General features: G+C 60.9%; 21 protein-coding genes. 9 read left to right on the top strand and 12 right to left on the bottom strand.

Annotated elements, in window-relative coordinates; all coding sequences use genetic code 11:
* Positions 1 to 36 precede the first annotated feature (36 nt).
* Positions 37 to 831, bottom strand: a complete 795-nt coding sequence (gene icmH, locus MOP87_RS10965) for a type IVB secretion system protein IcmH/DotU (RefSeq protein ID WP_242810544.1) — start codon at positions 829 to 831, stop codon at positions 37 to 39.
* Positions 832 to 1,389: 558 nt separating this feature from the next.
* On the opposite strand from icmH, the gene MOP87_RS10960 reads away from it, so the two are divergent.
* Positions 1,390 to 2,136 carry an SDR family oxidoreductase gene (locus tag MOP87_RS10960; RefSeq protein ID WP_028687497.1) on the top strand — a complete coding sequence of 249 codons (747 nt, stop codon included), beginning with the start codon at positions 1,390 to 1,392 and terminating at the stop codon, positions 2,134 to 2,136.
* 16 nt (positions 2,137 to 2,152) lie between these two features.
* Here the strand turns inward: MOP87_RS10960 and MOP87_RS10955 are convergent, their stop codons facing one another.
* The 4 genes from MOP87_RS10955 to MOP87_RS10940 all read right to left on the bottom strand — a co-directional run bounded on the left by MOP87_RS10955 (position 2,153) and on the right by MOP87_RS10940 (position 7,503).
* Positions 2,153 to 4,213 carry a PAS domain-containing sensor histidine kinase gene (locus tag MOP87_RS10955; RefSeq protein WP_082693208.1) on the bottom strand — a complete coding sequence of 687 codons (2,061 nt, stop codon included), beginning with the start codon at positions 4,211 to 4,213 and terminating at the stop codon, positions 2,153 to 2,155.
* Positions 4,214 to 4,280: 67 nt separating this feature from the next.
* Complete coding sequence (gene mapR / locus MOP87_RS10950) at positions 4,281 to 5,690, bottom strand: GntR family transcriptional regulator MpaR (protein ID WP_059183962.1); 1,410 nt, start codon at positions 5,688 to 5,690, stop codon at positions 4,281 to 4,283.
* A gap of 49 nt (positions 5,691 to 5,739) precedes the next feature.
* Complete coding sequence (gene ccoG / locus MOP87_RS10945) at positions 5,740 to 7,143, bottom strand: cytochrome c oxidase accessory protein CcoG (RefSeq protein WP_088523489.1); 1,404 nt, start codon at positions 7,141 to 7,143, stop codon at positions 5,740 to 5,742.
* Between the two features lie 120 nt (positions 7,144 to 7,263).
* On the bottom strand, positions 7,264 to 7,503 hold the full coding sequence (locus MOP87_RS10940) for a DUF3203 family protein (RefSeq protein ID WP_059183964.1): 240 nt from the start codon (positions 7,501 to 7,503) through the stop codon (positions 7,264 to 7,266).
* A 275-nt stretch (positions 7,504 to 7,778) separates the two neighbouring features.
* Between MOP87_RS10940 and MOP87_RS10935 the strand changes: the two genes are divergently transcribed.
* On the top strand, positions 7,779 to 8,285 hold the full coding sequence (locus MOP87_RS10935) for an MgtC/SapB family protein (RefSeq protein ID WP_027914891.1): 507 nt from the start codon (positions 7,779 to 7,781) through the stop codon (positions 8,283 to 8,285).
* 533 nt (positions 8,286 to 8,818) lie between these two features.
* Here MOP87_RS10935 and MOP87_RS10930 read toward each other — a convergent pair.
* Both MOP87_RS10930 and MOP87_RS10925 read right to left on the bottom strand, forming a co-directional pair.
* A complete protein-coding gene (locus tag MOP87_RS10930; RefSeq protein ID WP_028687492.1) occupies positions 8,819 to 9,718 on the bottom strand; it encodes a hydroxymethylglutaryl-CoA lyase in 900 nt (299 codons plus the stop codon).
* A gap of 19 nt (positions 9,719 to 9,737) precedes the next feature.
* Positions 9,738 to 10,136 carry a MerR family DNA-binding transcriptional regulator gene (locus tag MOP87_RS10925; RefSeq protein ID WP_028687491.1) on the bottom strand — a complete coding sequence of 133 codons (399 nt, stop codon included), beginning with the start codon at positions 10,134 to 10,136 and terminating at the stop codon, positions 9,738 to 9,740.
* 227 nt (positions 10,137 to 10,363) lie between these two features.
* Between MOP87_RS10925 and ggt the strand changes: the two genes are divergently transcribed.
* The 3 genes from ggt to sodC all read left to right on the top strand — a co-directional run bounded on the left by ggt (position 10,364) and on the right by sodC (position 13,720).
* Complete coding sequence (gene ggt, locus MOP87_RS10920) at positions 10,364 to 12,154, top strand: gamma-glutamyltransferase (protein ID WP_027914894.1); 1,791 nt, start codon at positions 10,364 to 10,366, stop codon at positions 12,152 to 12,154.
* A gap of 69 nt (positions 12,155 to 12,223) precedes the next feature.
* Positions 12,224 to 13,105: a LysR family transcriptional regulator gene (locus MOP87_RS10915; protein WP_027914895.1), complete on the top strand. Its 882-nt coding sequence runs from the start codon at positions 12,224 to 12,226 to the stop codon at positions 13,103 to 13,105.
* 99 nt (positions 13,106 to 13,204) lie between these two features.
* On the top strand, positions 13,205 to 13,720 hold the full coding sequence (sodC, locus tag MOP87_RS10910; RefSeq protein WP_023535661.1) for a superoxide dismutase family protein: 516 nt from the start codon (positions 13,205 to 13,207) through the stop codon (positions 13,718 to 13,720).
* A gap of 59 nt (positions 13,721 to 13,779) precedes the next feature.
* Here the strand turns inward: sodC and MOP87_RS10905 are convergent, their stop codons facing one another.
* The 3 genes from MOP87_RS10905 to MOP87_RS10895 form a co-directional block, all read right to left on the bottom strand.
* On the bottom strand, positions 13,780 to 14,616 hold the full coding sequence (locus MOP87_RS10905) for a bifunctional allantoicase/(S)-ureidoglycine aminohydrolase (RefSeq protein ID WP_023535538.1): 837 nt from the start codon (positions 14,614 to 14,616) through the stop codon (positions 13,780 to 13,782).
* Positions 14,617 to 14,722: 106 nt separating this feature from the next.
* Positions 14,723 to 16,114: an LLM class flavin-dependent oxidoreductase gene (locus MOP87_RS10900; protein WP_206405511.1), complete on the bottom strand. Its 1,392-nt coding sequence runs from the start codon at positions 16,112 to 16,114 to the stop codon at positions 14,723 to 14,725.
* A 14-nt stretch (positions 16,115 to 16,128) separates the two neighbouring features.
* On the bottom strand, positions 16,129 to 17,109 hold the full coding sequence (locus MOP87_RS10895; protein WP_242809477.1) for an aliphatic sulfonate ABC transporter substrate-binding protein: 981 nt from the start codon (positions 17,107 to 17,109) through the stop codon (positions 16,129 to 16,131).
* Positions 17,110 to 17,305: 196 nt separating this feature from the next.
* Here MOP87_RS10895 and MOP87_RS10890 point away from each other — a divergent pair, with 196 nt between their 5' ends.
* Positions 17,306 to 18,187 carry a hypothetical protein gene (locus tag MOP87_RS10890; RefSeq protein ID WP_242809475.1) on the top strand — a complete coding sequence of 294 codons (882 nt, stop codon included), beginning with the start codon at positions 17,306 to 17,308 and terminating at the stop codon, positions 18,185 to 18,187.
* A 31-nt stretch (positions 18,188 to 18,218) separates the two neighbouring features.
* Here the strand turns inward: MOP87_RS10890 and MOP87_RS10885 are convergent, their stop codons facing one another.
* The gene (locus tag MOP87_RS10885) at positions 18,219 to 19,226 is read right to left on the bottom strand and encodes a GlxA family transcriptional regulator (RefSeq protein ID WP_027914899.1); all 1,008 of its coding nucleotides are present in this window, start codon (positions 19,224 to 19,226) and stop codon (positions 18,219 to 18,221) included.
* Positions 19,227 to 19,446: 220 nt separating this feature from the next.
* On the opposite strand from MOP87_RS10885, the gene MOP87_RS10880 reads away from it, so the two are divergent.
* The 3 genes from MOP87_RS10880 (at position 19,447) to MOP87_RS10870 (ending at position 21,212) form a co-directional block, all read left to right on the top strand.
* Positions 19,447 to 19,659, top strand: a complete 213-nt coding sequence (locus MOP87_RS10880) for a PLDc N-terminal domain-containing protein (protein WP_023535666.1) — start codon at positions 19,447 to 19,449, stop codon at positions 19,657 to 19,659.
* Positions 19,660 to 19,801: 142 nt separating this feature from the next.
* A complete protein-coding gene (locus MOP87_RS10875; protein WP_242809473.1) occupies positions 19,802 to 20,230 on the top strand; it encodes a RidA family protein in 429 nt (142 codons plus the stop codon).
* 88 nt (positions 20,231 to 20,318) lie between these two features.
* Positions 20,319 to 21,212 carry a DMT family transporter gene (locus tag MOP87_RS10870; protein WP_128610454.1) on the top strand — a complete coding sequence of 298 codons (894 nt, stop codon included), beginning with the start codon at positions 20,319 to 20,321 and terminating at the stop codon, positions 21,210 to 21,212.
* A gap of 43 nt (positions 21,213 to 21,255) precedes the next feature.
* Here MOP87_RS10870 and MOP87_RS10865 read toward each other — a convergent pair whose 3' ends face one another.
* Complete coding sequence (locus tag MOP87_RS10865; protein ID WP_023535690.1) at positions 21,256 to 21,975, bottom strand: TorF family putative porin; 720 nt, start codon at positions 21,973 to 21,975, stop codon at positions 21,256 to 21,258.
* Positions 21,976 to 22,077: the final 102 nt, after the last annotated feature.

The raw sequence follows: 22,077 nt of genomic DNA, 5'->3' as shown, positions 1-22,077 counted from the left end.
ATCCGGTTGCGCCAGTTGTTGGCGTCTTTCTGCAACTCACTGCTGCAAGATGCCGTTCAGCGAACCCAGCACCTCAGTGGTAATCAGGTGCAGCCGGTAGCTGTAGATGCTGTAGGCCACGGCCATGGCCCCGGCAGATACCAGCAATGGGCTCCACGACGGCCATTGCCGGCGCATGCGTAAGTTACGGGGAGTCACATGGGGGTAGGGATCGCACACGTGTTCTGGCGTGGGTCCGCGCAGTTCACGGATGGTCCCGTGGAGTTGGTGGATAAGGGCGTTCAACGACGCCTCACCGTTCGGCGCAATGGCGTACCTGCCCTTGAGGCCCAGGCACAACGCGAAGTACATGAACTCCAATGCATCCAGATAACGCTTGGGTTCTTGCATCAGGCGCGAGAGCACGGTGAAGCACTTTTCCCCACCCCAGGTTTCGTCGTGGAAGATGCTGAGCAGGGGTTCCTGGCTCCAGCAACTGGCTTTGCCCCAAGGCCGTTCAATGACTGCACCATCGAGGTACAGACACAGGCCGTAGGAGTACGCGAGCAACTGAGCGTGCTCGTAGCCGTGCTGGCGCATTTCTTCCCTGATGGTGTGGATCTGGTTGCGTACCTGTTGATGCACGGCCTTGATGTTCGGCAGTGAGTTCAGTGTGCGCAGGCGAATCACCAGGCCGAACAGGGGAGCGGCGGCATCCAGCATGGGGTTGGCATAGCCGCCGCGTAGTTTGAAGTCGGGGTCGGCGCGGTAACCCTGCGAAGGCATTTGTGCCTGTGCGCGCGTGTTGGGGGCAGTAACGGATCTTCCTTCCGCCGTTCCTGGCTTAGCCATCGCATCGAAAAGGCCCGTGTTGTCATCCTGACGATCGTTACTCGCATTCCTCATCTCACCAACTCCTCTTTGCCTGGAACGATCGTTGCTGCCGACCGTTGCCACGGAGCTGATGGAAAGTTGCCGGCCTCTGGCAGTCGAAGCAGCGTTGGGCATCGTGCGACCCCCCGTTGCTGAAGTCGTGACGCTGCGTACGGGTTTGTTCCATGGCAATGGCTCTGTGTGGACGGTCATGCACACCGCGGCGATTGGGTGATCAGGACAGTGTTCCAGTTGCCATCTTTTATATTATTAATTGCTGTTTTCGTCGCGCAGGGATGTTCTTAACTTATCGTAGGAAGTTTCGTTGTGAGACGCACTTCCTATAAGCGTTCTTGGACTTCAATTTAGGTGTTGCCGACAACGCACGCTTATCCTGCGTAAGGTTCAGTCGATCACTTCAAGCACTAATGCCCAACTGAAAATTCGCCTGCTCATTCCCATCACCGCCCGCTTAACTGGCAACCTACTTAAATGTCCTCTATCGTCAAACCACAGCCTCAATCTATTCGACACCTTATGAACCCTGTCATCCTGATTACCGGCGCCAGCCGCGGTATAGGTGCTGCCACTGCACTGTTAGCTGCCCGGCATGGCTACCACTTGTGCATCAACTACCTCAGCAACGATGAAGCTGCCCAAGCCATCCTCAGCCAAGTCCGTACCCTGGGTGCCAAGGCTATTGCCGTGCGCGCCGATGTCAGCAGCGAAGCCGAGATTATCGCGATGTTTCAGCGTATAGATAAAGATCTGGGGCCTATCGCGGCCCTGGTAAACAATGCCGCCACCATCGCTCCCCAAACCCGTCTCGAGCACATGACCGAGTCGCGATTGCTCAGCATGATGAAGACCAACATCGTCGGCCCCATGCTCTGCACCAAGCACGCCGTACTGCGTATGGCCGCACGACACGGCGGAAATGGCGGGGCCATCGTCAACGTCTCATCCCTGGCCGCCCGACTCGGGTCGCCGAACGAGTACATCGACTACGCCGCCTCGAAAGGAGGGCTCGACACGTTCACACTGGGCCTTGCCAAAGAGCTAGCTGCGGAAGGTGTAAGGGTCAACGGGGTCAGGCCCGGTTACATTCATACAGGCTTTCATGCGCTTTCGGGTGACCCAGATCGGGTCTGCAAACTCGAATCCGGGTTGCCCATGGGCCGAGGCGGGCGGCCCGAGGAGGTGGCCGAGGCGATCATCTGGCTGCTGTCTGACAAAGCTTCCTATTCGACAGGTACATTCATCGACCTAAGTGGCGGAAGATAACCGGCCGCCCGCATCATCAAACGCGCCTGTTCGAGCCAGCGTCATGGCCGGCCAGCAGCAGGGCCACCTGTTCGACCAGCGCGGTCAGTGCAAAGGGCTTGCACATCACTGCACCCTTACGCGACATGGCGACGCCCTGTTCATCGGCATAGCCAGTGATGTAGAGCAGGGCTGCCGAGTCGGGCAGGGCGGTTTCCAGCTGCTTGCCACTGACTCTGCCTGGCAAGCCGATGTCGGTGATCAACAGCGACGGCTGCAGGCCGGCCCTCAAAGCTTCCAAGGCCTGCGAGCCTTCTGCAAAGGCGCGCACCTCCATCCCTTGATCAATCAGCAGTTCCTCTATCACCAGACGCAACGTGTCTTCGTCCTCCACCAGCATGACCAGATGTTTATCCTGCCGGGATGGCCAGGATGGCGTTGGTACGTTGGCAATGCTCAGCGCGATCTGGCCTGTGTCCTTGGGTAGATAAAGGTCCACACACGTGCCTTGCCCCGGCGTGCTGGTGATCTTCACCTGACCGCCGGATTGACGAATGAAGCCATAGACCATGGGTAGCCCCAGTCCCGATCCCTGGCCAAGTGGCTTGGTGGTGAAAAACGGCTCCATGGCACGTTCTGCCACATCGCTGCTCATTCCCACGCCGGTGTCACTGATAGAAATCCTGACGTACTCGCCTACAGGCAAGTGAAGACGGTCGGCCAGCGAAGGCTGCACCCGCACGTCATTGTTGCGAATGTCCAGCATCCCGCCTAAAGGCATGGCGTCGCGTGCATTGATGCACAGGTTGAGCAACGCGTTTTCCAGCTGGGAAGGGTCGACCTGGATAAGCCAGTGTCCAGGCGTGGTGTGGTCCTGGAACTCGATGCTGGCGTGCAACGAGCTCTTGATGAGATCGTGCATGCTGGTCACCAACGCATGGACGTCGACCGTCTGTGGGGTCAGTTTTTGTTGCCGGGCGAAGGTCAGCAGGCGTTGCACCAGGGTAGCCGCCCGCTTCGTATCCTGCCTGGCCAACCCGATGAGCCTGGCAACATCCGGATAGCGACCTTCGGTCTGCCGCTGAGCGGCAACCTCCAGCGCACCCATTATGCTGCCGAGCAAGTTGTTGAAGTCATGGGAGATCCCGCCAGTCAGCTGGCCGATGGCCTCCATTTTCTGGGACTGGCGCAGGGTTTCTTCCACTTGCTCAAGGCGCTGCTGCTCAGCGACGCGCTCGGTGATGTCATAGGCGAACATGAAACCACCCTGCACGACCTGGTCGGCATCGAGCAGCGGGTTGTAGCGCACCTCGTAGTGACGGACATCCGATTGCAGGCCAATGGCAACGGTGTCCACGAAAGACTTACCCGCCATGATCCTTGGCCACAGCCCGCTCAATTGTTTGACGATATCCGGCTGGTCGGCGATGAAGTCGGGGATGTACTCACCAACCCTGGGCACCAGGCCGCGCCACCGCTTGAAGGTTTCCTGCGCGGTACGGTTGATCGCCAGCAGCCTGAAGCTGCAATCGGCCGCGAATACGTTGGCAACGCTGTGATCGACCAAGTTGCCCAGCAGCTTGCGACTGGCAAGCTCTCTGTCTACTTGCTGTGCCAGTTCCTGGTTGAGCGCCTGCAACTGATTGACGTCAGCGTTTTCGTCGGGCCTGCCGGTGAACAGAACCAGCAATGTTCGCTCGCAGGCGGGCTCGAGGCGGCTGACTTTCAAGGTCAGCCAGCGATTCGAGACCGCCAGCCGCTGTTCGAAGTGCATGGGCACACCCGTGCGAGCCACCTCGGCGAAATGTGGGAGCCATTGGTCCACTTCGTCAGGAATGGTTTGCCTTGCGGTCAAACCCACCTCTTTGACATGAAGAGTGTGGCGGGCGCAGGCCTCGTTGTACATCAGGTAGCGATAGTCATTGAGTTGGCCGTGCTCATCCTCAAGCACTTGCAAGATGCACAGGCCTTCATCGATTTGCTCGACGACGGCGTCATACGCAGCAGCCTTCAGGCGCAGCTGCTCGTGCTCGGCCTCGAGCTCAAGCAGCCTGGCCTGTAAGGCTGCGCGGTCGTCCAACGTCGTTTGTGATGTCATGCGGGCAATTGGGCTTGGAAATTTCGACAACTATAGCCGTGTGTGCATGAGAGGTTAAAGGCACAACTCAGAAAGAACGAATGATCCGCCCCAGGGTGGCCATTGCCTGTTCGGCACCTTCGTTCCAGGGACTGCCATAGTTGAGCCGGATGCAGTTGCCGAAGCGCCGGGTGGGCGAGAAGATCGGCCCCGGGGCAATGCTGATGCCTTGCGCCAGCGCCATGTGGAACAGCTTGAGCGCGTCCATCTGTTGCGGTAACTCCAGCCAGAGGAAATACCCCCCTGACGGTTGACTGACACGTGTCTGTGCCGGAAAGTGACGCCCGATCGCTGCCAGCATATTGGCTTGCTGGCCTTCGAGGGCATAACGCAACTTGCGCAGGTGCCGATCGTAGCCACCGTGCTGCAGGTAGTCGGCGATGGCAGCCTGGGCCGGCATCGAGGCGCAGAGCGAGGTCATGAGCTTCAACCGCTCGACCTTCTGTGCGAACCGCCCAGCGGCGACCCAGCCGATGCGATAGCCCGGGGCGAGGCTCTTTGCGAAGGAGCCGCAATGCATGACCAGGCCCTGGGTATCGAATGCTTTCGCAGGCTTGGGGGCCTGCTGGGCATAATAGAGCTCGGCGTAGACATCGTCTTCGATCAGGGGCACTTGATGGCGAGTCACCAGCTCGACCAACGCCTGCTTCTTGGCCTCCGGCATGCTCGCGCCGACCGGGTTCTGGAACGTGGTCATGCACCACACCGCCTTGACCGGGTGTTTTTGCAGCGTTTGGGCGAGCACCTCCAGGTCCATGCCCTCGCGGGGATGTACGGGGATTTCGACGGCTTTGAGTTTGAGCCGTTCCAATACCTGCAGGCAGGCATAAAATGCGGGCGCTTCGATTGCAACCAGGTCACCTGGCTGGGTGACAGCTTGAAGACAGAGGTTCAAGGCCTCCAGTGCCCCGTTGGTGATCAGCAGTTCTTCCATCGGCAGCATCAGTCCGCCGACCATGTAGCGCAGGGCAATCTGCCGTCGCAGTTGCGGGTTGCCGGGCGACAGATCCGTGACCGCCACCCGAGGGTCCATGGCACGGCTGGCGCTGGCCAGTGACCGGGACAGGCGCTGGAGAGGGAATAGCGATGGGCTCGGGAAGGCTGAGCCAAAGGGTACCGTGTTGGGGTCTTTGATCGAGTCGAGGATGGAAAAGACCAGGGCACTTACGTCCACATCGGTGGACTCGCTGATCGGGTGCAGCGCTTGAGGCTCGCTGAATTGGCGAGTCGCATGGGCATTGACGAAGTAGCCCGAGCGCGGCCTGGCGCGGATCAGCCCACGCCGCTCCAGCAGGTAATACGCCTGGAATACCGTGGAGGGGCTGACCCCGTGCGTTTGGCTAGCGTACCGCACGGAGGGCACGCGCTCACCAGGGCCCAGTACGCCGGAGCGAATGAGTTCGGCGATGTCGTCGGCGAAGCGTTCGTAACGTTTCATTGTGGCCTTCTGTCGAAGCCTGGCAGGCAAGAAAAGTGGAGTGTAGGCGTCATCGGTTCATGGGCGCCACGAAGCGGCTGTGCGCAACGCTGCGCACCGAATCGTCGTCGCGTTCGCTGATTTCGAATGTAAGCGGCACCGCACTGCTTTCGGGTCGGTCGGCCAGCATCGCCACGGACACCGGCATTTCGCTCATGTCGCCGGCGGGTACAGTAAGCGCTGTCTGCCCCTGCAGGGTAAAGCCCTCGGCATCGAGCAACCGAAGCGCGTAGTGTTGAGTGTGCTCGGTCTTGTTGATCACCTTGAGCAGGTAGATGTTCTCGATCTGACCCATCGCATTTTCGCGGAACAGACCGCGGTCTTTGATCACATCCAGCGATACCATCGGCCGCAGGTACAATGCCACGCACAAGGCACCGATCATCACCAGCAGTGCTGCGGCGTAACCGAGCAGGCGTGGCCGTAGCCAGTGCGTAGTACCCCCTTGCAGGCTGTGCTCGGACTTGTACCCGATCAGCCCGCGTCGGTAGCCCATCTTGTCCATCACGCCGTCGCAGGCATCGATACAGGCCGCGCAGCCGATGCAGGCCATTTGCAAACCGTCGCGAATGTCGATGCCAGTAGGGCAAACCTGCACGCACAAGGTGCAGTCGATACAGTCACCCAGGCCCTGGGCGCGGGGGTCGCTGCCTTTCTTGCGCGCGCCACGTGCTTCGCCACGGCGCGGATCGTAAGCGACGGCCAGGGTATCCTTATCGAACATCACGCTCTGGAAACGGGCGTAGGGGCACATGTGCAGGCAGACCGCTTCGCGCAGCAAGCCGGCATTGAAGTACGTGGCCGTTGTGAAGAACAACACCCAGAACAGCGCTACGCCGCCCAGTTGGAGTGTCAACAATTCGGCCGCCAGCGGACGAATTGGTGTGAAGTAGCCCACGAAGGTCATGCCGGTGACCAGCCCTATGGCCAGCCAGAGCGAGTGCTTGGCGATGCGCCGGGCGGCTTTGTCCACGCTCCAGGGGGCTGCGGCCAGCTTGATGCGTTGGTTGCGGTCGCCTTCAGTGACTTTTTCGCACCACATGAACAACCAGGTCCAAGTACTTTGCGGGCAGCTGTAACCGCACCAGACGCGCCCGGCGTAGACGGTGATGGCGAACAGGCCGAACGCACAAATGATCAGCAGCGCCGAGAGCAGGATGAAGTCCTGCGGCCAGAAGGTAGCGCCAAAGATGTGGAATTTGCTGTTCTCCAGGTCCCACAGCACGGCCTGGCGGCCGTTCCAGTTCAGCCAGGCAGTGCCGAAGAACAGGGCGAACAGGGCGCCGGCGAAACCAATGCGCAGGGTGCGAAACAGCCCGTTGAAACTGCGCGTGTGGATGGCGGCTTCGCGAGTGCGCCGGGAAGGATTGGCAGGAACAGCGGCGATCACTGAGTAAGGCGTTCTATCGGTCATGGCTCCGTGCTCTTCTAGCCTGAATCAGGCCTGTGCACTATGGCCTTCACTCTGCTAGCAGCACAGGCTCAGCCTTGGCGATAAAAACCATATCAGTTGCGCCGCATGCCGTGCATCCCCCTATATGATCGAGCCTGGCGCGGTGCTCTTCAGATGCCTGCGGCTATCGACCGCACCGGCCACCGTCAGGGCATCTGCCTCTAATTCGGTGATAGGCGTGCGCATCTCGGCCAGTACCGCCACTGACATGCGCATTTGCTCGTCAGTCAAGATCTCGACGTCGCAGGCGGCGCCTTCAAGACGTTGCTGATCATTGATGAGCGTGCAGCGTTGGGTTTGGGCATCGATTTCCACTGGCATGACAAGTCTCCTGATGTGATTCGAACGGTTGACCGCAGGGTATTGGACATCGTTGCACCCTTTGGCTCAACGGCACTTTGCAGAGGCACTCAGGGTCCATGAATGTGAAGAGGGGATGCTGGGCCCGGTGTTGGGTGCAGCTGTGCAGCCCATTGCCGGCAAGCACGATCGTATGGGGGCCGTGGTTGGTGTATTAGCACTTGGGGCAAGCATGGCCCTGCCACCTAGGCACCTGACGTTCGCCAAGCAGCCAGCCTTAGAAGAGAACGTACAGGATGGAAACTATCTGGCACGCGATCCAGATCGAATTTGCAGACGTGACCGATGCGCACGAGGTGACACGCATTCTTGTGCGTTTGTTGATGGCAGCGTTGCTCGGCGCGGTATTGGGGTTCGAGCGGGAACATCGGGGCAAGTCTGCCGGGGTGCGCACGCACATGCTGGTGTCGCTCGGTGCTGCGCTGTTCGTGCTGGCGCCCAGCATGGCAGGCGCCGACGAACAGGCCCTCAGCCGCGTGATCCAGGGCATCGTCGCCGGCATCGGTTTTCTCGGGGCGGGCACCATCCTGAAAGGCAACGGACGGGACACCAGCCACGTGAAAGGGTTGACGACCGCCGCTGGCCTCTGGATGACCGCCGCCATAGGCACTGCCGCTGGGATGGGCCGGGAGGCCACCGCATTGATAAGCACGGTGCTCGCGTTGTTGGTGTTGGGCACGATGCCAATGCTGGTCGAGAAGGCCGAGGGCAAGCACGAAGAGAAGCAGAAGGAGGAGGGATAAGCACTAAGGGGAGCCGAAGCTCCCCCCAAAGCGTTGCTGCTTGCTCTTTTTATTATTAGGGCTGGCCTGTTGTTGTTTTTGTCAGCCTGCCCGGGTGGTGCAAGGCCCCCATTCGGGGCCAAGAGCAAACGTATTTTTTTGAGCGCTGACCGACCTTCATCACGTACGATCCGAGTTGGCTGCTGCTACCTGGAGGTAGTTTTGTTGTTCTGTGCCAATTCGCGGGGCTTGCCCCAGGAACGCGGGTCGACTCCAAAAAAATCTGCTTGCTACGCCTCTGCCGTGTTGTTCTTGTTCTGTCAGAGCCGTTCTCTATTATTTTTATTGAGTGATGCTTTGTTGTTCTTGTTATACAAGAGATATAGCAGTTCGCGTGCCAGGTTTTAAAAATCCTTTTGAATCAATGGGATGAAGAAATTCGCAAAAGCGCGACGTCGGTAAAACCACACCAGATGTTTCCGTGATACCCGTATCTGGCCTCGTCTTCGCTAAGCGGTAACACTTCACCCACACGGACGTGACACCTTGATGACCTAGCGCGTCTGCCACGCACGTGCAACGCGCGATCCGTTGGCCCTTCCCAACACCGTGCTGATGCGCTGCCCGGCCTCGATCAGGCGTTGCAGGTCGATACCGGTCTCGATGCCCAACCCATCAAGCAGGTAAACGACATCTTCGGTTGCGACGTTACCCGTCGCGCCCTTGGCATAGGGGCAGCCACCCAAACCCGCCACTGAGCTGTCGAATATGCTGATGCCTTCAAGGAGGCTCGCATACACGTTGGCCAGGGCTTGGCCGTAAGTGTCGTGGAAGTGCCCCGCCAATTGCGCGCGGGGTATATGGCCCGCCACCACCTCGAACAAGCGTCGGACGTCACCAGCAGTACCGGTGCCGATGGTATCGCCCAGCGACACCTCGTAGCAGCCCATCTGGTGCAGGGCGCGCGCCACCGGCAGCACCTGCTCCGCACGGACCGAGCCTTCGTATGGGCAGCCGAGTACGCAAGATACATACCCACGCACCCGCACACCCTGGGCTCGCGCGGCCTCGATGATGGGTTCGAAACGTTCCAGGCTCTGCGAGATGGAACAGTTGATATTGCGCTGCGAGAACGCTTCTGACGCGGCGGCGAATACCGCCACCTCCTTGACGCCCGCCGCCACGGCATCTTCGAAGCCTCGCAGGTTGGGCGCCAGGGCTGCGTAGGTGACGCCCGCACGCTGCTCGATACTCGCGAACACCTCGGCCGAACCGGCCATTTGCGGCACCCACTTGGGTGAAACGAAACTGCCCACTTCGATGTAGGCGACGCCAGACGTTGTCAGGTCGTCCACCAGCCGTACTTTGTCGGCAACAGGGATGGGCTGGGCTTCGTTCTGTAGCCCATCGCGAGGGCCAACTTCTACCAGACGAACTTTTTCAGGCAAGGACATGATGAGGTTCCTGTAACGGTCAACCGTGGTCTTTATTGGCAAGCGTGCAAGCCAGCGCCTGTTCACAGCGCTCCTGGGCAGTGTCCAGTTCGAGTTGCATCTGGTGGATGTCGAGCATTTGCTGTTCCAGTTGGGCGCGCCGCTCGGCGATCTTGGCGAGCATGCTGTTGAGTTGCTTGAGGTTGCCGCCCGATGGGTCGTACAGCTCGATCAACTCACGGCATTCTGCCAGCGAAAAGCCGATACGCTTGCCCCGCAAGATAAGTTTGAGGCTGACCTTGTCCCGCGCCGAATAGATGCGTTCAAGGCCGCGTCGCTCGGGACGAAGCAGCCCTTGCTCTTCATAGAAACGAATGGCACGCGTGGTGATGTCCAGCTCGCGGGACAGGTCGGAAATGCTGTAGGTCTGGGTACTCATACCAGGGCTCTGGACAGGATATGCCGCCATCCTGAAGCGTGCTTTACGTATACGTCAAGGTGAGCGACAGGAATCGAACCGCGCAACAACCGCGTGAGCGTCGATGGTCCCGGGCGTTGCAGTCGCGTTATCCTCGCCCAGCCAGAATGCTTACCTAAAAGCGTCAGCGCCCCTTTTCGATTCGACAGCCTGGCATCGATGCCAGGCCCAACGCAGGAAGCGGCTGTATGAACCCTCTCTTTGTATCCGTCAGCGCGCTGTGCCTGAGCCTGTCCTGTAACCTAGCCCAGGCCAGGCAAGTGCTGCCCGTAGCACCCGAACTTGGCTCCGGTTATCGCGCCGGCTTGCAGCCGGTGGCAGCCAAGCGTCATATGGTAGCAGCCGCCAACCCGCTGGCTAGCCAGGCTGGACAACGCATCCTTCGCGCCGGGGGCAGCGCGGTGGATGCGGCGATTGCGATGCAAATGGTACTGACACTTGTCGAACCCCAATCGAGTGGGATCGGCGGCGGTGCATTTATCCTCCACTGGGACGGGAAAAAGACGCAGGCATTCGATGGCCGGGAAACGGCGCCGTCACAGGTGACCGAACGGCTGTTTCTCGACGACAAAGGGGCACCCATACCCTTCAGGTCAGCCCAGATAGGCGGGCGAGCGGTGGGGGTGCCAGGCGTACTGCGGGCCTTGGAGCTGGCCCACAAGCAGCACGGCGTCCTGCCCTGGCAAGCGTTGTTCCAACCCGCCATCGAATTGGCCCGTACCGGCTTCCCAGTCTCGGCACGGCTACACGCGCTGCTGGAGGCTGACCCCTTCGTGGCTAGGTCGCCCAGCATGGCTGGCTATTTTCTGGACGCGACGGGGCGCCCGCTTGCGGTAGGCACACGACTGCGTAACCCCGCACTTGCCGACACATTCGAGCAGATCGCGCAGCACGGCGCGCAGGCGTTTTACAACGGCGAGGTCGCGCAGGCCATGGTGGCCGCTGTTCATAACCACGCTAACCCAGGGTATCTGTCCATCGATGACCTGAAGCACTACCGCGCCAGCGAGCGTGAACCTGTCTGCGGGCCCTACAAAGCTTGGCAGGTATGCGGCATGCCACCCCCATCCTCCGGGGGCGTGGCGGTATTGCAGACCTTGGGCATACTGGAGGCATTGCAACGCAGATCGGCCAGGGACGATCTAGCCCACCTCACACCCGTCCCCTCGACCACTGCTGCCACCTTGGAGGCGCCAGCACGCGCCGTGCACTTGGTTGCCGAAGCCGAACGACTGGTGTATGCCGATCGCGCCCAGTATCTGGCCGACAGTGACTATGTACCCGTTCCGCTCAAGGGCCTGCTCGACCCGGGCTACCTGGCACAGCGTGCCAGTCAGGTGGGTGAGCGCAGCATGAACAAGGCCAGCCCCGGCTATCCGAAGGGTGCGCTGTTGACGCTCGCGCCTGACCGATCGCCACCGCGCATAGCCACCTCCCACGTAAGCGCCATTGATGACCAAGGCAATGCCGTGGCCATGACCACCTCGGTAGAAGGCGCATTCGGCTCGCACCTGATGGTCAAAGGGTTCTTGCTCAACAACCAACTGACCGATTTTTCGTTCGTGCCCCGGGAACAGGGCAGGCCAGTGGCCAATCGCGTTCAGCCGGGTAAGCGACCCCTGTCAGCCATGGCGCCAACGTTGGTGTTCTCCCGAGGCAATGGGGCGTTGGTGGCCAGCCTTGGCTCGCCCGGCGGCTCGCAGATCATCGGTTACGTCAACAAGGCACTCATCGGGTTGCTGGACTGGCGGCTGAACCCCCAGCAAGCCGCCGGTTTGCCCAATTTCGGCAGCCGCAACGGCGCAACCGAGGTGGAATCAGGGTTGACCAGCGCTGCGTTGATCCGCCAGCTCGAGGCGTGGGGCCACACGGTAACGCCAATGGACATGACCAGCGGCCTGCAAGTCATTTGGCGAGCTGGGTCAGACTGGTCGGGGGGTGCCGACCCGCGCCGGGAGGGCGTGGCACTGGGGGACTAAGGCCAGCGTTGCGAGCTGTACAGGCGCGTGCTAGAAAACGCTCCTCCCATTCATTTGTCGAATACTCGCATGTCTCATAACGTTAAACCGAATAGGGCCTTATTCGACCTGGACCTCTTACGGGCGATCGTCGTGGTGGCCGACTGCGGCAGTTTCACCACGGCTGCCGCTCGCTTGCATTCGACCCAGTCCACCATCAGCCAGAAAGTCCGGCGCCTGGAAGACATGGTGGGGCATCGTTTACTGGTCCGTGGCAACCGCGACGTGCTCCCGACCGACGCCGGGCAGACGTTGCTCGGGTACGCCCGGCACATGCTGGCCCTGAATGACCAGATGCTCGAAGCCTTGGCCGGTGCCATGGTCGGCTTCACGGTGCGCCTGGGTGTGCCCGAAGACTTCGTGGGCGGATCGACCACCCACGCCCTATCGGCCTTCAGTCGGCTCAATCCGCAGGTGAAGCTGGAGGTCACCAGTGGGCTGTGCCGGGATCTGAGCCAGGCCTACGACAATGGCGAGCTGGACCTGGTACTGCTCAAACAACGACGCAACAGTCGCGAAGGCGTCGCTTGTTGGCCAGAGCGCCTGCAATGGATCGACAGCGCGCGCCTGCCTGCCTTTGAACTGGACCCGGTGCCGTTGGTGACATTCCCGCCGCGGGGCTTGTACCGCGAGGACATGATTACCGCCATCGAGCGCAGTGGCAGGCGCTGGCGTATCAGCTTCACCAGTTCGAGCCTGAGTGGCATCCAGGCCGCGGTCGCCGATGGCATGGGCATCAGCCTGCTACCGCCGCGCGCCGCCACCACGGAGCATCGCGTGCTGGGCGTCGAGCAGGGGCTGGACGAAGTCGACAGCTATGAGATCGTCATCGTGCACCGCCCGACCGCCGATCCAACGGTCAAGGACTTGGCGCAGGTGCTCAAGCAGCTGTTGGCCGGTGGTAGCCTTTAAGTGTTTCAGGCTGTGGCACAAGGGAATGACTGCGCGATGATGCAGTCCCATGCACAACGCGGGTATGACGTCCGCCTTCACCACGCCATGGAGAACCCTATGAAAGCAGTTGTAATCGCTGCCCTGCTGGCCACTACCGGCCTGGCCCAAGCCGCCCAGACCGTCGAGCTCAAGCTGGCAGGCGCCGATGGCCCAGGCAAGTCGATCGGCACCATCAGTATCGAACAGAACAAGTACGGAACGCTGCTGACTCCGGACCTCAAAGACCTGCCACCGGGTGTGCACGGTTTCCACCTGCACCAGAATCCGTCCTGCGCACCTGCGCAGGACGCAGGCAAAACCGTGCCAGCAGGGGGAGCAGGGGGCCACTGGGACCCTCAATCGACCAACGCGCACAAAGGCCCTTATGATGACAGCGGTCACCGCGGTGACCTGCCGGCGTTGTATGTAGGTGCCGATGGCAAGGCAACCTATCCAGTACTGGCACCGCGCTTGAAGGCTGAGGACTTCAAAGGCCATGCTTTGATGGTGCACGCAGGTGGCGATAACCACAGCGACCACCCCGAGAAGTTGGGTGGCGGTGGTGCGCGCGTGGCGTGTGGGGTGGTTGAGTAACGGCGGGTTGGCGCACCCTGGTGGGTGCGCCTCGTCGACCGGCAGGCGGTCTTTTGACTTCAGCGCTTGGGGTTGAGCGTCAAGTGCACGTGACGGTTCACGTCCTTGTACAGCAGGTAGCTGAAGTTGCCAGGGCCGCCGGCATAGCAGGCCTGCGGGCAGAAGGCGCGCAGCCACATGAAGTCGCCGGCTTCTACCTCGACCCAGTCCTGATTCAGGCGGTAGACCGCCTTGCCTTCGAGAACGTAAAGCCCGTGCTCCATGACGTGGGTTTCAGCGAACGGAATGACGCCACCTGGTTGGAACGTGACGATATTGACGTGCATATCATGGCGCATGTCGGCCATGTCGACGAAGCGGGTGGTTTTCCAGCGGCCTTCGGTACCTGGCATCTCGATCACGGTAGCGTTGTCGCGATGGGTCACGAATGAGGACGGCACGTCCAGCCCCTCGACCTTCTGGTAGTGCTTGCGCAGCCAGTGGAAGGTGACATTGGCCTTGCTGTTGTTGCGCAAGCTCCATTCGGCGCCAGGCGCCAGAAACGCATAGCCCCCTGGCACCAGTGTGTGGTGCTGGCCCTCGACGGTGATGTCCAGCTCGCCCTCGACGATGAACAACACCGCTTCGGCGTTGGGGTCCAATTCAGGCCGTTCGCTCCCGCCTTCAGGCGCCACCTCGACGATGTACTGGGAGAACGTCTCGGCGAACCCTGTCAGCGGCCGGGCGATGACCCACATGCGCATCTTGTCCCAGAAGGGCAAGTGACTGGTGACGATGTCACGCATCACGCCCTTGGGAATGACCGCGTAGGCTTCGGTGAACATGGCACGGTCGGTCAGCAGCTCGGTTTGAGCCGGGTGGCCGCCGTGGGGCGCGAAATAGGCGTGGTTCGACATGAATGCTCTCGACTTGTTGTTCTATCCCCATGCCGTGGACCGCACCGGCCGGTGCGGTGCAGGGGACGTGGACACAGGATAGGGTGGCGCGCCGAGCATCTACAAATTAAATGTTGGAATACCCGGTATTTGTTAGCTGAATGCTCACCTGGCTACCCACATGGTGTGCCGCCAGGCGGTCTCCCTCGCCGAACAACTTGTGGCGCAATGTGCCATCGACGTAGCCCTTGGGATAACGGCCACGGCGCTGCAGCTCAGGAATGAGCAACTCCACGACGTGGGTCAGGTCATCAGGTTGGACAGCATAGGTGAGGTTGAAACCGTCGATACCGGTTTGATCGACCCATGTCTCCAACTGATCGGCAACATCACTTGGCGTACCGATCAGGACGGGCCCGCGTCCTCCTAGCCCGATGAATTGCGCCGCTTCGCGCACTGTCCATTGGCGGCTAGGGTCAGCCGCCGTGAAGGCTGCCAGGGCCGCACGGCCTGCATCGTTTTCCACGTACTGGATCGGCGCATCAGGGTCCAGGCCATCCAGGTCGATACCGGTCCACCCTGACAGCAGTGTCAGGGCTGCTTCGATGTCGACGAAACTGCGGTATTGGGCAAAGCGTGCCTGCGCCTGCTCGTGGGTGGGCGCGACGATCAGTAACGCCTGGGCATAGATCAGCACATCGTCACGCGTGCGTCCTGCCGCTTCGCTGGCCTGACGAACACCATCGGCGTAGCGCCGCAGCACCGTGGGTGTAGGCCCGCTGATGAACACGCACTCGGCATGCCTTGCAGCGAACTGCTGACCACGCGCAGATGCGCCTGCTTGAAACAAGACGGGGGTCCGTTGCGGGGAGGGCTGGCACAGGTGAATACCAGGTACCTGGAAATGCTCGCCGAGGTGACCGATGGCGTGTACACGGGTTGGCTCGACGTAACGGCCAGTCTGACGGTCCAGCACCAGGGCATCCTCGTCCCAGCTTTTTTCCCAGAGCTTGTAGAGCACCTGCAGATACTCTTCGGCCAGGTCATAGCGCTGGTCATGCCCCAGTTGTCGATCCAGCCCAAGATTACGCGCGGCACTGTTCAGGTAGCCGGTGACGATATTCCAGCCCACGCGCCCGTCGCTGAGGTGATCGAGTGTGGACATGCGCCGGGCAAAGGGGTAGGGATGCTCGTAGGTCAGCGAGAAGGTGACCCCAAAACCCAGGTGCTTGGTCACAGCGGCCATGGCCGGGACCAGCAGCATCGGGTCGTTCACCGGCACCTGAACGCCGCCGCGCAAGGCCGGGCCTGGGCTGCCTTGATAGACGTCATAGATGCCCATTACATCGGCAATGAACAATGCGTCGAACACACCGCGTTCGAGCAGCCTCGCCAGGTCGGTCCAGTAGGCCAGGCGGTTGAAATCGGTGCTGGTGTTGCGTGGGTGGCGCCACAATCCAGGCGATTGGTGGCTGGCAGCATTCATGCTGAAGGCGTTGAAGCGTATAGGGCGGGGCATAGGCTGACCTCGCCTCAGGGCAGCACGGAAGCGGGATAAACCGCTTCGGCTACGTTCAGTTTGCGGGGGATCAGGCCAAGCCCTTGGAAGGTGTCTGCCAACTTCTGTTGTTCGGCAACGATCTCTGGCGTCACCGGCACGGCGTTGTAGTTGCGTCGCTGACTCGCCACCTCCAGTACATCGGCGTTGATGCCAAGCTGCGGTGCCAGCAATGCGGCGACGTCGGCAGGTTTGTCATTGGCCCACTGGCTGGCTTTGGCCAGTTCGCTGAAGAATGTTCTGAGCAACGCCTTGTTGCTGTCCGCGAAGTGGGCGGTGGACAAATAGAAAGTGCGATTATTGGTCAAGCCGGTCCCGTCACGCAGGTTTTTCAGCCCTGGCTGACGCTCTGCTGCAGCCAGGAACGGGTCCCATAGCGTAGCGGCCTGAACGCTGCCTGACTGCAGCGCGGCTATCGCGTCGGCTGCGTTGTTGACGTACGCCGGGGTGATGTCCTGGTAACTCAGCCCTGCCTGTTGCAAAGCCACGGCCAGCAAATACTGGGCATTCCACCCCCGGCCAGTGGCCACGCGCTTGCCCTTCAGATCCTGCACGTGCGTGAGAGTGTCCTGCTGGCGCACCACCAGCCCGATCCCACGTGGATAGGGCTGTTCAGCAGCCAGGTAGACCACGGATTTGCCGGCCGCCTGGGCAAACACCGAAGGCGCATCGGCAGCGTGCCCCACGTCGATGGCACCCGTGCTCAACGCCTCGAGCAACTGAGGGCCCGCAGCAAACTCATGCCAGCTGACGCTCACCCCTTGAGGGGCAAGGGCCTTTTCCAGCGAACCGCTGCCTTTGAGGATGTTGAGGCTGTTGAATTTTTGGTATCCGATGCGCAGGGTGCTGTTTTCCCCCGCCTGGGCCGGTCCGGCTAACAGCAGGGCGCCGGTAAGCGAGGCCATTAGCCCTCCCAGTACTCGCCGACGTAGTGATGAAAAGAGGGGGTGGGGCATGGCGCGATCCTTGATGTTCAGTTCAACAGGAGCACCAGAAAATAAGCACATGAGCGCGCTTCTTCAATTTTTTTATTACCAATTATTAGACTGTTTAGTTATTTTTATATCCTTTTGTTTTGTAATCAGTTGTGCGCTGTCGACGTTTTTTTCACATCCCGTTGGTAGCATTCCTAGCAGAATCAAGGAGTTCTCCATGTCTACCTTCCTGCGCACACGCAGCACTCGCATCGTGCTAACCGCTACCACTGGCCTTGTAGTCGCAACCCTCGGGTTTTTCGCCTGGCAAAGCTTCTACCCCGTGCAAGCCGCCTCGGGCTGGCAGGTCGAGGTCGTGCACCGCAATGTGGACAAGGCTGCGTCACTGCTTCCCCAGGCCGACGGCAGCCTGTTGGTCAGCCAAGAGCTGGACGATGGTCGCGGCAGCATTCTCAAGATTGCTGCGGACGGTGAGCGCGAAGTGCTCGTGGATAAGCTGTCTAAGCCGGACGGCATGGTGGCGGCAAGAGGGGGCTGGGTCTTCAGCCAGGAAGGTGGCCTGGCGCCGGTGAGTCTGGCGGTCGATGGCCACGTCACACCACTTTTCGAGGGTATTGCGGTACAGGGCCTTTGGAACGAGGGCAACCACCTTTTCGCCATCGAAGACCGCAAGGGTGATGGCCGCTTGCTGCGCTATGACTGGCGCAGCGGCCAGGTGGAGGTGTTGCGTGCGGGCCTGACCGAAGCCGAAGGTTTGACCCGATGCGGGGGTGGCCGGCTACTGTATACCGAGAAAGCCGAAGGGCAGGTCCGGGCGCTGTCCAAGGATGGCAAGGACCCTGTGGTGATCGATGGCCTCAACAACCCTACATTCCTGTTTTGCGACCAGCGTGGCCTCTGGATCAGTGAAGACAACACTCACCGGGCGCGGCTGCTGCGCATAAAGCCCGATGGGACTCGCCAGGCCGTGCTCTCGTTTCTCAAGGCGCCGCAGTCGATCGTGGCCGATGGCAGCGGTGGTTACTGGCTTGCAGAAGGCGGACGTGATCGCGTGCTGCACCTGACCCCTCCAGCGCAGCCGGCCGCTGCGTCAAACTGAAGTTTGAAAAAAGAGTCGATGACAGCAGCCATCAATCCCCCAGCCGCTGCTCACGCGACGGGGGATAGCCGAAGTAGGCGGCGTAGCATTTGCTGAAGTGCGACACCGAGACGAAGCCGCACGCTACCGCCACCTCCATCACCGAGAGATCGGAGTACTGCAACAGGCGGCGACTCTTGGTAATGCGAAGTTCCATGTAGTAACGCCGGGGGGAGGTGCCCAACTGCGCCTGGAACAGCCGGTCTATCTGGCGTCGGGACCGGCCGCTGTAAGCCGCCAACTGGTCCAGGCTGAGGGTTTCTTCGAGGTTGTTTTCCATCAGCTCGACGATGGTGCGCAGGTGCAGACTCATCGACTTCTTGGCCCCGGGACCCACTTGGCGATAGCGCGCACCAGAGAAGGACAGAATCTCCTCGACGCCCTCTGCCAGGCCATCACCGTACAGCCGTCGTACCAGTCCCAGCATCAGTTCCATCGCCCCGTTTGGGCTGGCGGCACTCAGCCGGTCCCGGTCGAGGGTAAAGCTTGCAGGCGTGATACGCGTCTGCGGGCTACGTTCGGCAAGGCTGGCACGTTGTTCGGGGTGAACGCTGCAGCCGTAGTCATCCAGCGCTCCGGCGCGCCCGAGAAACCATGCGCCATTCCACAAGCCGCCCAGGGCCATCCCGTGGGAAGCGCAGTCCTGGAGCAAGCGGTCGAGTTCAGGGTATTTGAGCGGCGTGCGTAAGCCGCCGCAGACCACCAGCAAGTCCAAGTGCTTGAGGGCGGTCGCCGAAAGCTCGGTGGTGATCAACTCGAGCCCCAGGTCACTCAGTACGCGGTCACCGGCAAGCGACAAGGGCGTGAATTGGAAGCTGTCGGCGCGCAAAAGGTTAGCCGTGACCAGTACGTCCATGGCCACGGTGAAGCTGGCCATGGAAAAGTGTTCGAGCAAAACGAAGTCGACCCGATAGGGCGCTTCAACGCTGGCGCTGCTGGTCTTTAACCGCAGCATGTTGCTGGTGCTGCTCTTTTTGCTGAACTGACGGGGTGTGGACACGCTGGACTCCGCTTCCTGGCTTCGCACCAAAGTGTGGCCGGTGCCCCTTGGAAAGACAATCGGCAAGGTGGCTGGCGCCAATGTGCAGGTCGTGTTCAGGCATGCGCTGGGCGTCGGCCTGGGGCAGGGAGGTTGCATGCGTGCTGGCGCCGTTCAAATCCAACGGAACCCTAGGCGTTATTGGGGAATCAATAGGGTAAGTGCCAATGGGAGGAAGCTCATGGAAATCGGAACGATTTGGTTCGTGGTGGCAATCATCTTGATTTTGCTGGAGATCTGGGCGATCTGGCACATCATGGGCAGCGATCGGCGCGCCGAGCGCAAGATGCTGTGGATTGTGTTCGTGGTGTGGGCACCGTTCCCTGGCCTGCCGATCTGGGCCTGGCGCGGGCCTCGCGCGGTTAAGGGCAAGGCTGTATTGGAAGAGAAGTGAATCGCGGGCCAGGCGCGGGGGCGTCTGGCGGCATCGCTGCTGTAATTCTAATGTCACGCTCAGGGCCGCTTTCGGCCCTTGACCTCAGGTCTGCTTGAGGTTGGATACTCGGCGTTCATTCCACAGACCGAGAGCCAATGCCATGCAGACCTCCGCCTTTGACCTGAGTAACCCTCAATCGCTGTATGACCCCAGTGGCAACGGTTACTCCCATGTGGCTGACGTGATTTCCGGGAGCAGGCTGCTGTTCATCGCGGGTCAAGGTGGGGAGCAGGCCAGTGGAACGCTGTCCCCTGATTTCGCCGGCCAGGCTCGACAGGCCATTGCCAATCTGGCGCTGGCCTTGTCCAGCAAAGGCGCGGGTCTTGAGCACGTGTGCAAGCTCACACTGCTTATCGTCGATCATAGCCAGGCACGCCTCAAGCAATGGGTGGACGCCGTAGACCGCGCCTGGGGCCAGGCTACCAAACCTACCTGCACGCTCATACCGGTTGCGCGACTGGCCCTGGACGGGATGCTAATCGAGGTGGATGCCGTAGCGGCGCTGCCCGCCTCCTCCCAAGGTAGGTAGCGCCAACGACTCGCTGTGTAGTAAATCTCTAATCAGGTTTGCGCCTTCCTGCGCGATGAGCACAGCAGTTCTCAGAGGTGACCACACCATGAGCACGACCTCTTCCCCGATCGACCGGCCGTTACTGAGCGCCTGGTTCTGGCCGGCCATGTTCAGCTTGATGGCCTTCGCCGCCAATTCGGTACTTTGCCGGCTGGCGCTCAAGGATGGCGCCGTCGACGCCATCACCTTCACCGCACTGCGCCTGGGCAGCGGCGCCTTGTGCCTGTGGTGGCTGGTACGGCTGCGCAACCCCTGTTCAGGGGCTGCCGGCAGTTGGAGAGGCGGTCTGGCGTTGTTTTGCTACGCCTTTCTGTTCTCCATTGCCTACCTTGATTTGAGCGCGGGCGTAGGGGCATTGCTCTTGTTTGGTGCCGTTCAGCTGACCATGTTCGGCGTGGCGGCGGTGCGTGGAGAACGGATCAGCCTGCGCGCGTTGTCAGGCATGCTGATGGCTTTTTCAGGCCTGGTCGTTTTGCTGCTGCCTGGCAGCCACGCACCTACACTGACGAGCGCCTTGCTGATGGTAGCCGCGGGCATGGCATGGGGTCTCTATACCTTGCTGGGCCAGGGGTCACCTCGGCCGCTGGCGGACACGGCAGGCAACTTCGTTCGCAGCGTGCCCTTCCTGGCGTTGTGCACGCCGCTGATCGCTCTGGGTGCCGAACTACGGTTCTCGACGGCCGGCGTGTTCTTCGCGGTGTGCTCTGGGATGCTGGCATCGGCGGCAGGTTATGCCGTCTGGTACAGCGTGGTGCGGCGCATCAGCGCTCAACAGGCCGCCACGTTGCAACTGAGCGTCCCGGTGATCGCCGCGCTGGGTGGGGTGTGGGTGATCGGTGAGGCGCTGTCGCTACGTGCCATGGGTGCCTGCGCGATAGTGCTGGGTGGGGTGGCTATCGCTGTAACGGCTCCCCGTCTACAGGCACCGACACAGGCTTGAGGTGGCCCAATGGTCGGCAAAGCCTGAGCATGAGCAGGCTTGCCTAGAAGAAACTGCGCTGGGCCTTGAGTGTCACCACGCTCTCGCAATAGGTGTTGATCCCCGAATAAGCATCGCAGCCGCCACCGGTCAGGTTCGAGTCGCTGTAGATGAGGTTCAGGTCCAGGCCCAACCAGGGGCGCGACAGCTGCATGGACCAGTCGGAGAAACCGTTGACCTGGCTGCCGTCGCCAATCGTGAACGGGGTGCCGAGCCGATGATGTGCAAGCTTGACCGTCAGGTCGGCATTGAGCAGGGGAACCTGCCCGAAATCGGCATACAAGGTGCCGATCCGGTTGCTTGGGTTGTCACGCAATGCCCCGCCGAAGCGGCTGCCCATGATCGAAATACCCCCATACAGCGCATGGCTCTCTGCGCCTGCGATGTTGGGTTGGCTGTAGTGAATGACGCCGATCTCGTAACCCAAGGTACTGTCGAAGTGATGCTTGTAGCCCACGTAGTTGTCGACCCGCAGGGTGGACCCTGGCGCCACGCCCATGCTGGGTGTGTACTGCCCTACGTACCACCCGCTGGTGTGACTGAAGTCCAGGCCGCCATGAAAGGCGCCGGTAGCGGCTGGGGAAATAAGCCCCTGGGCCATGCTGCGGGTAGGGGTCGTACTGAGGGTAAAGTCGAAGTCGCCCACTTCACGTTTGATCTGCTGGGCCAGGAGCGTGGGGCTGAACAGCAGGGCCGCGCTCAGCACTAGAAGGGGCCTGGTCATGGTCGGCTTCCTGAAGGGCTTGCAGTAGAGCCTTGAAGGATACCGGGCCTGGCCCGCGGAGGAAACCTCATGGCCTGCTCAAGTACGCAATTGCCTGTCGCG

The organism is Pseudomonas sp. I3-I5, from assembly GCF_022699445.1.
GTDB classification, from domain to species: domain Bacteria; phylum Pseudomonadota; class Gammaproteobacteria; order Pseudomonadales; family Pseudomonadaceae; genus Aquipseudomonas; species Aquipseudomonas fulva.
The sequence above is the reverse complement of the archived record's forward strand: the minus strand, read 5'-3'. Positions and strand labels throughout refer to the sequence as shown.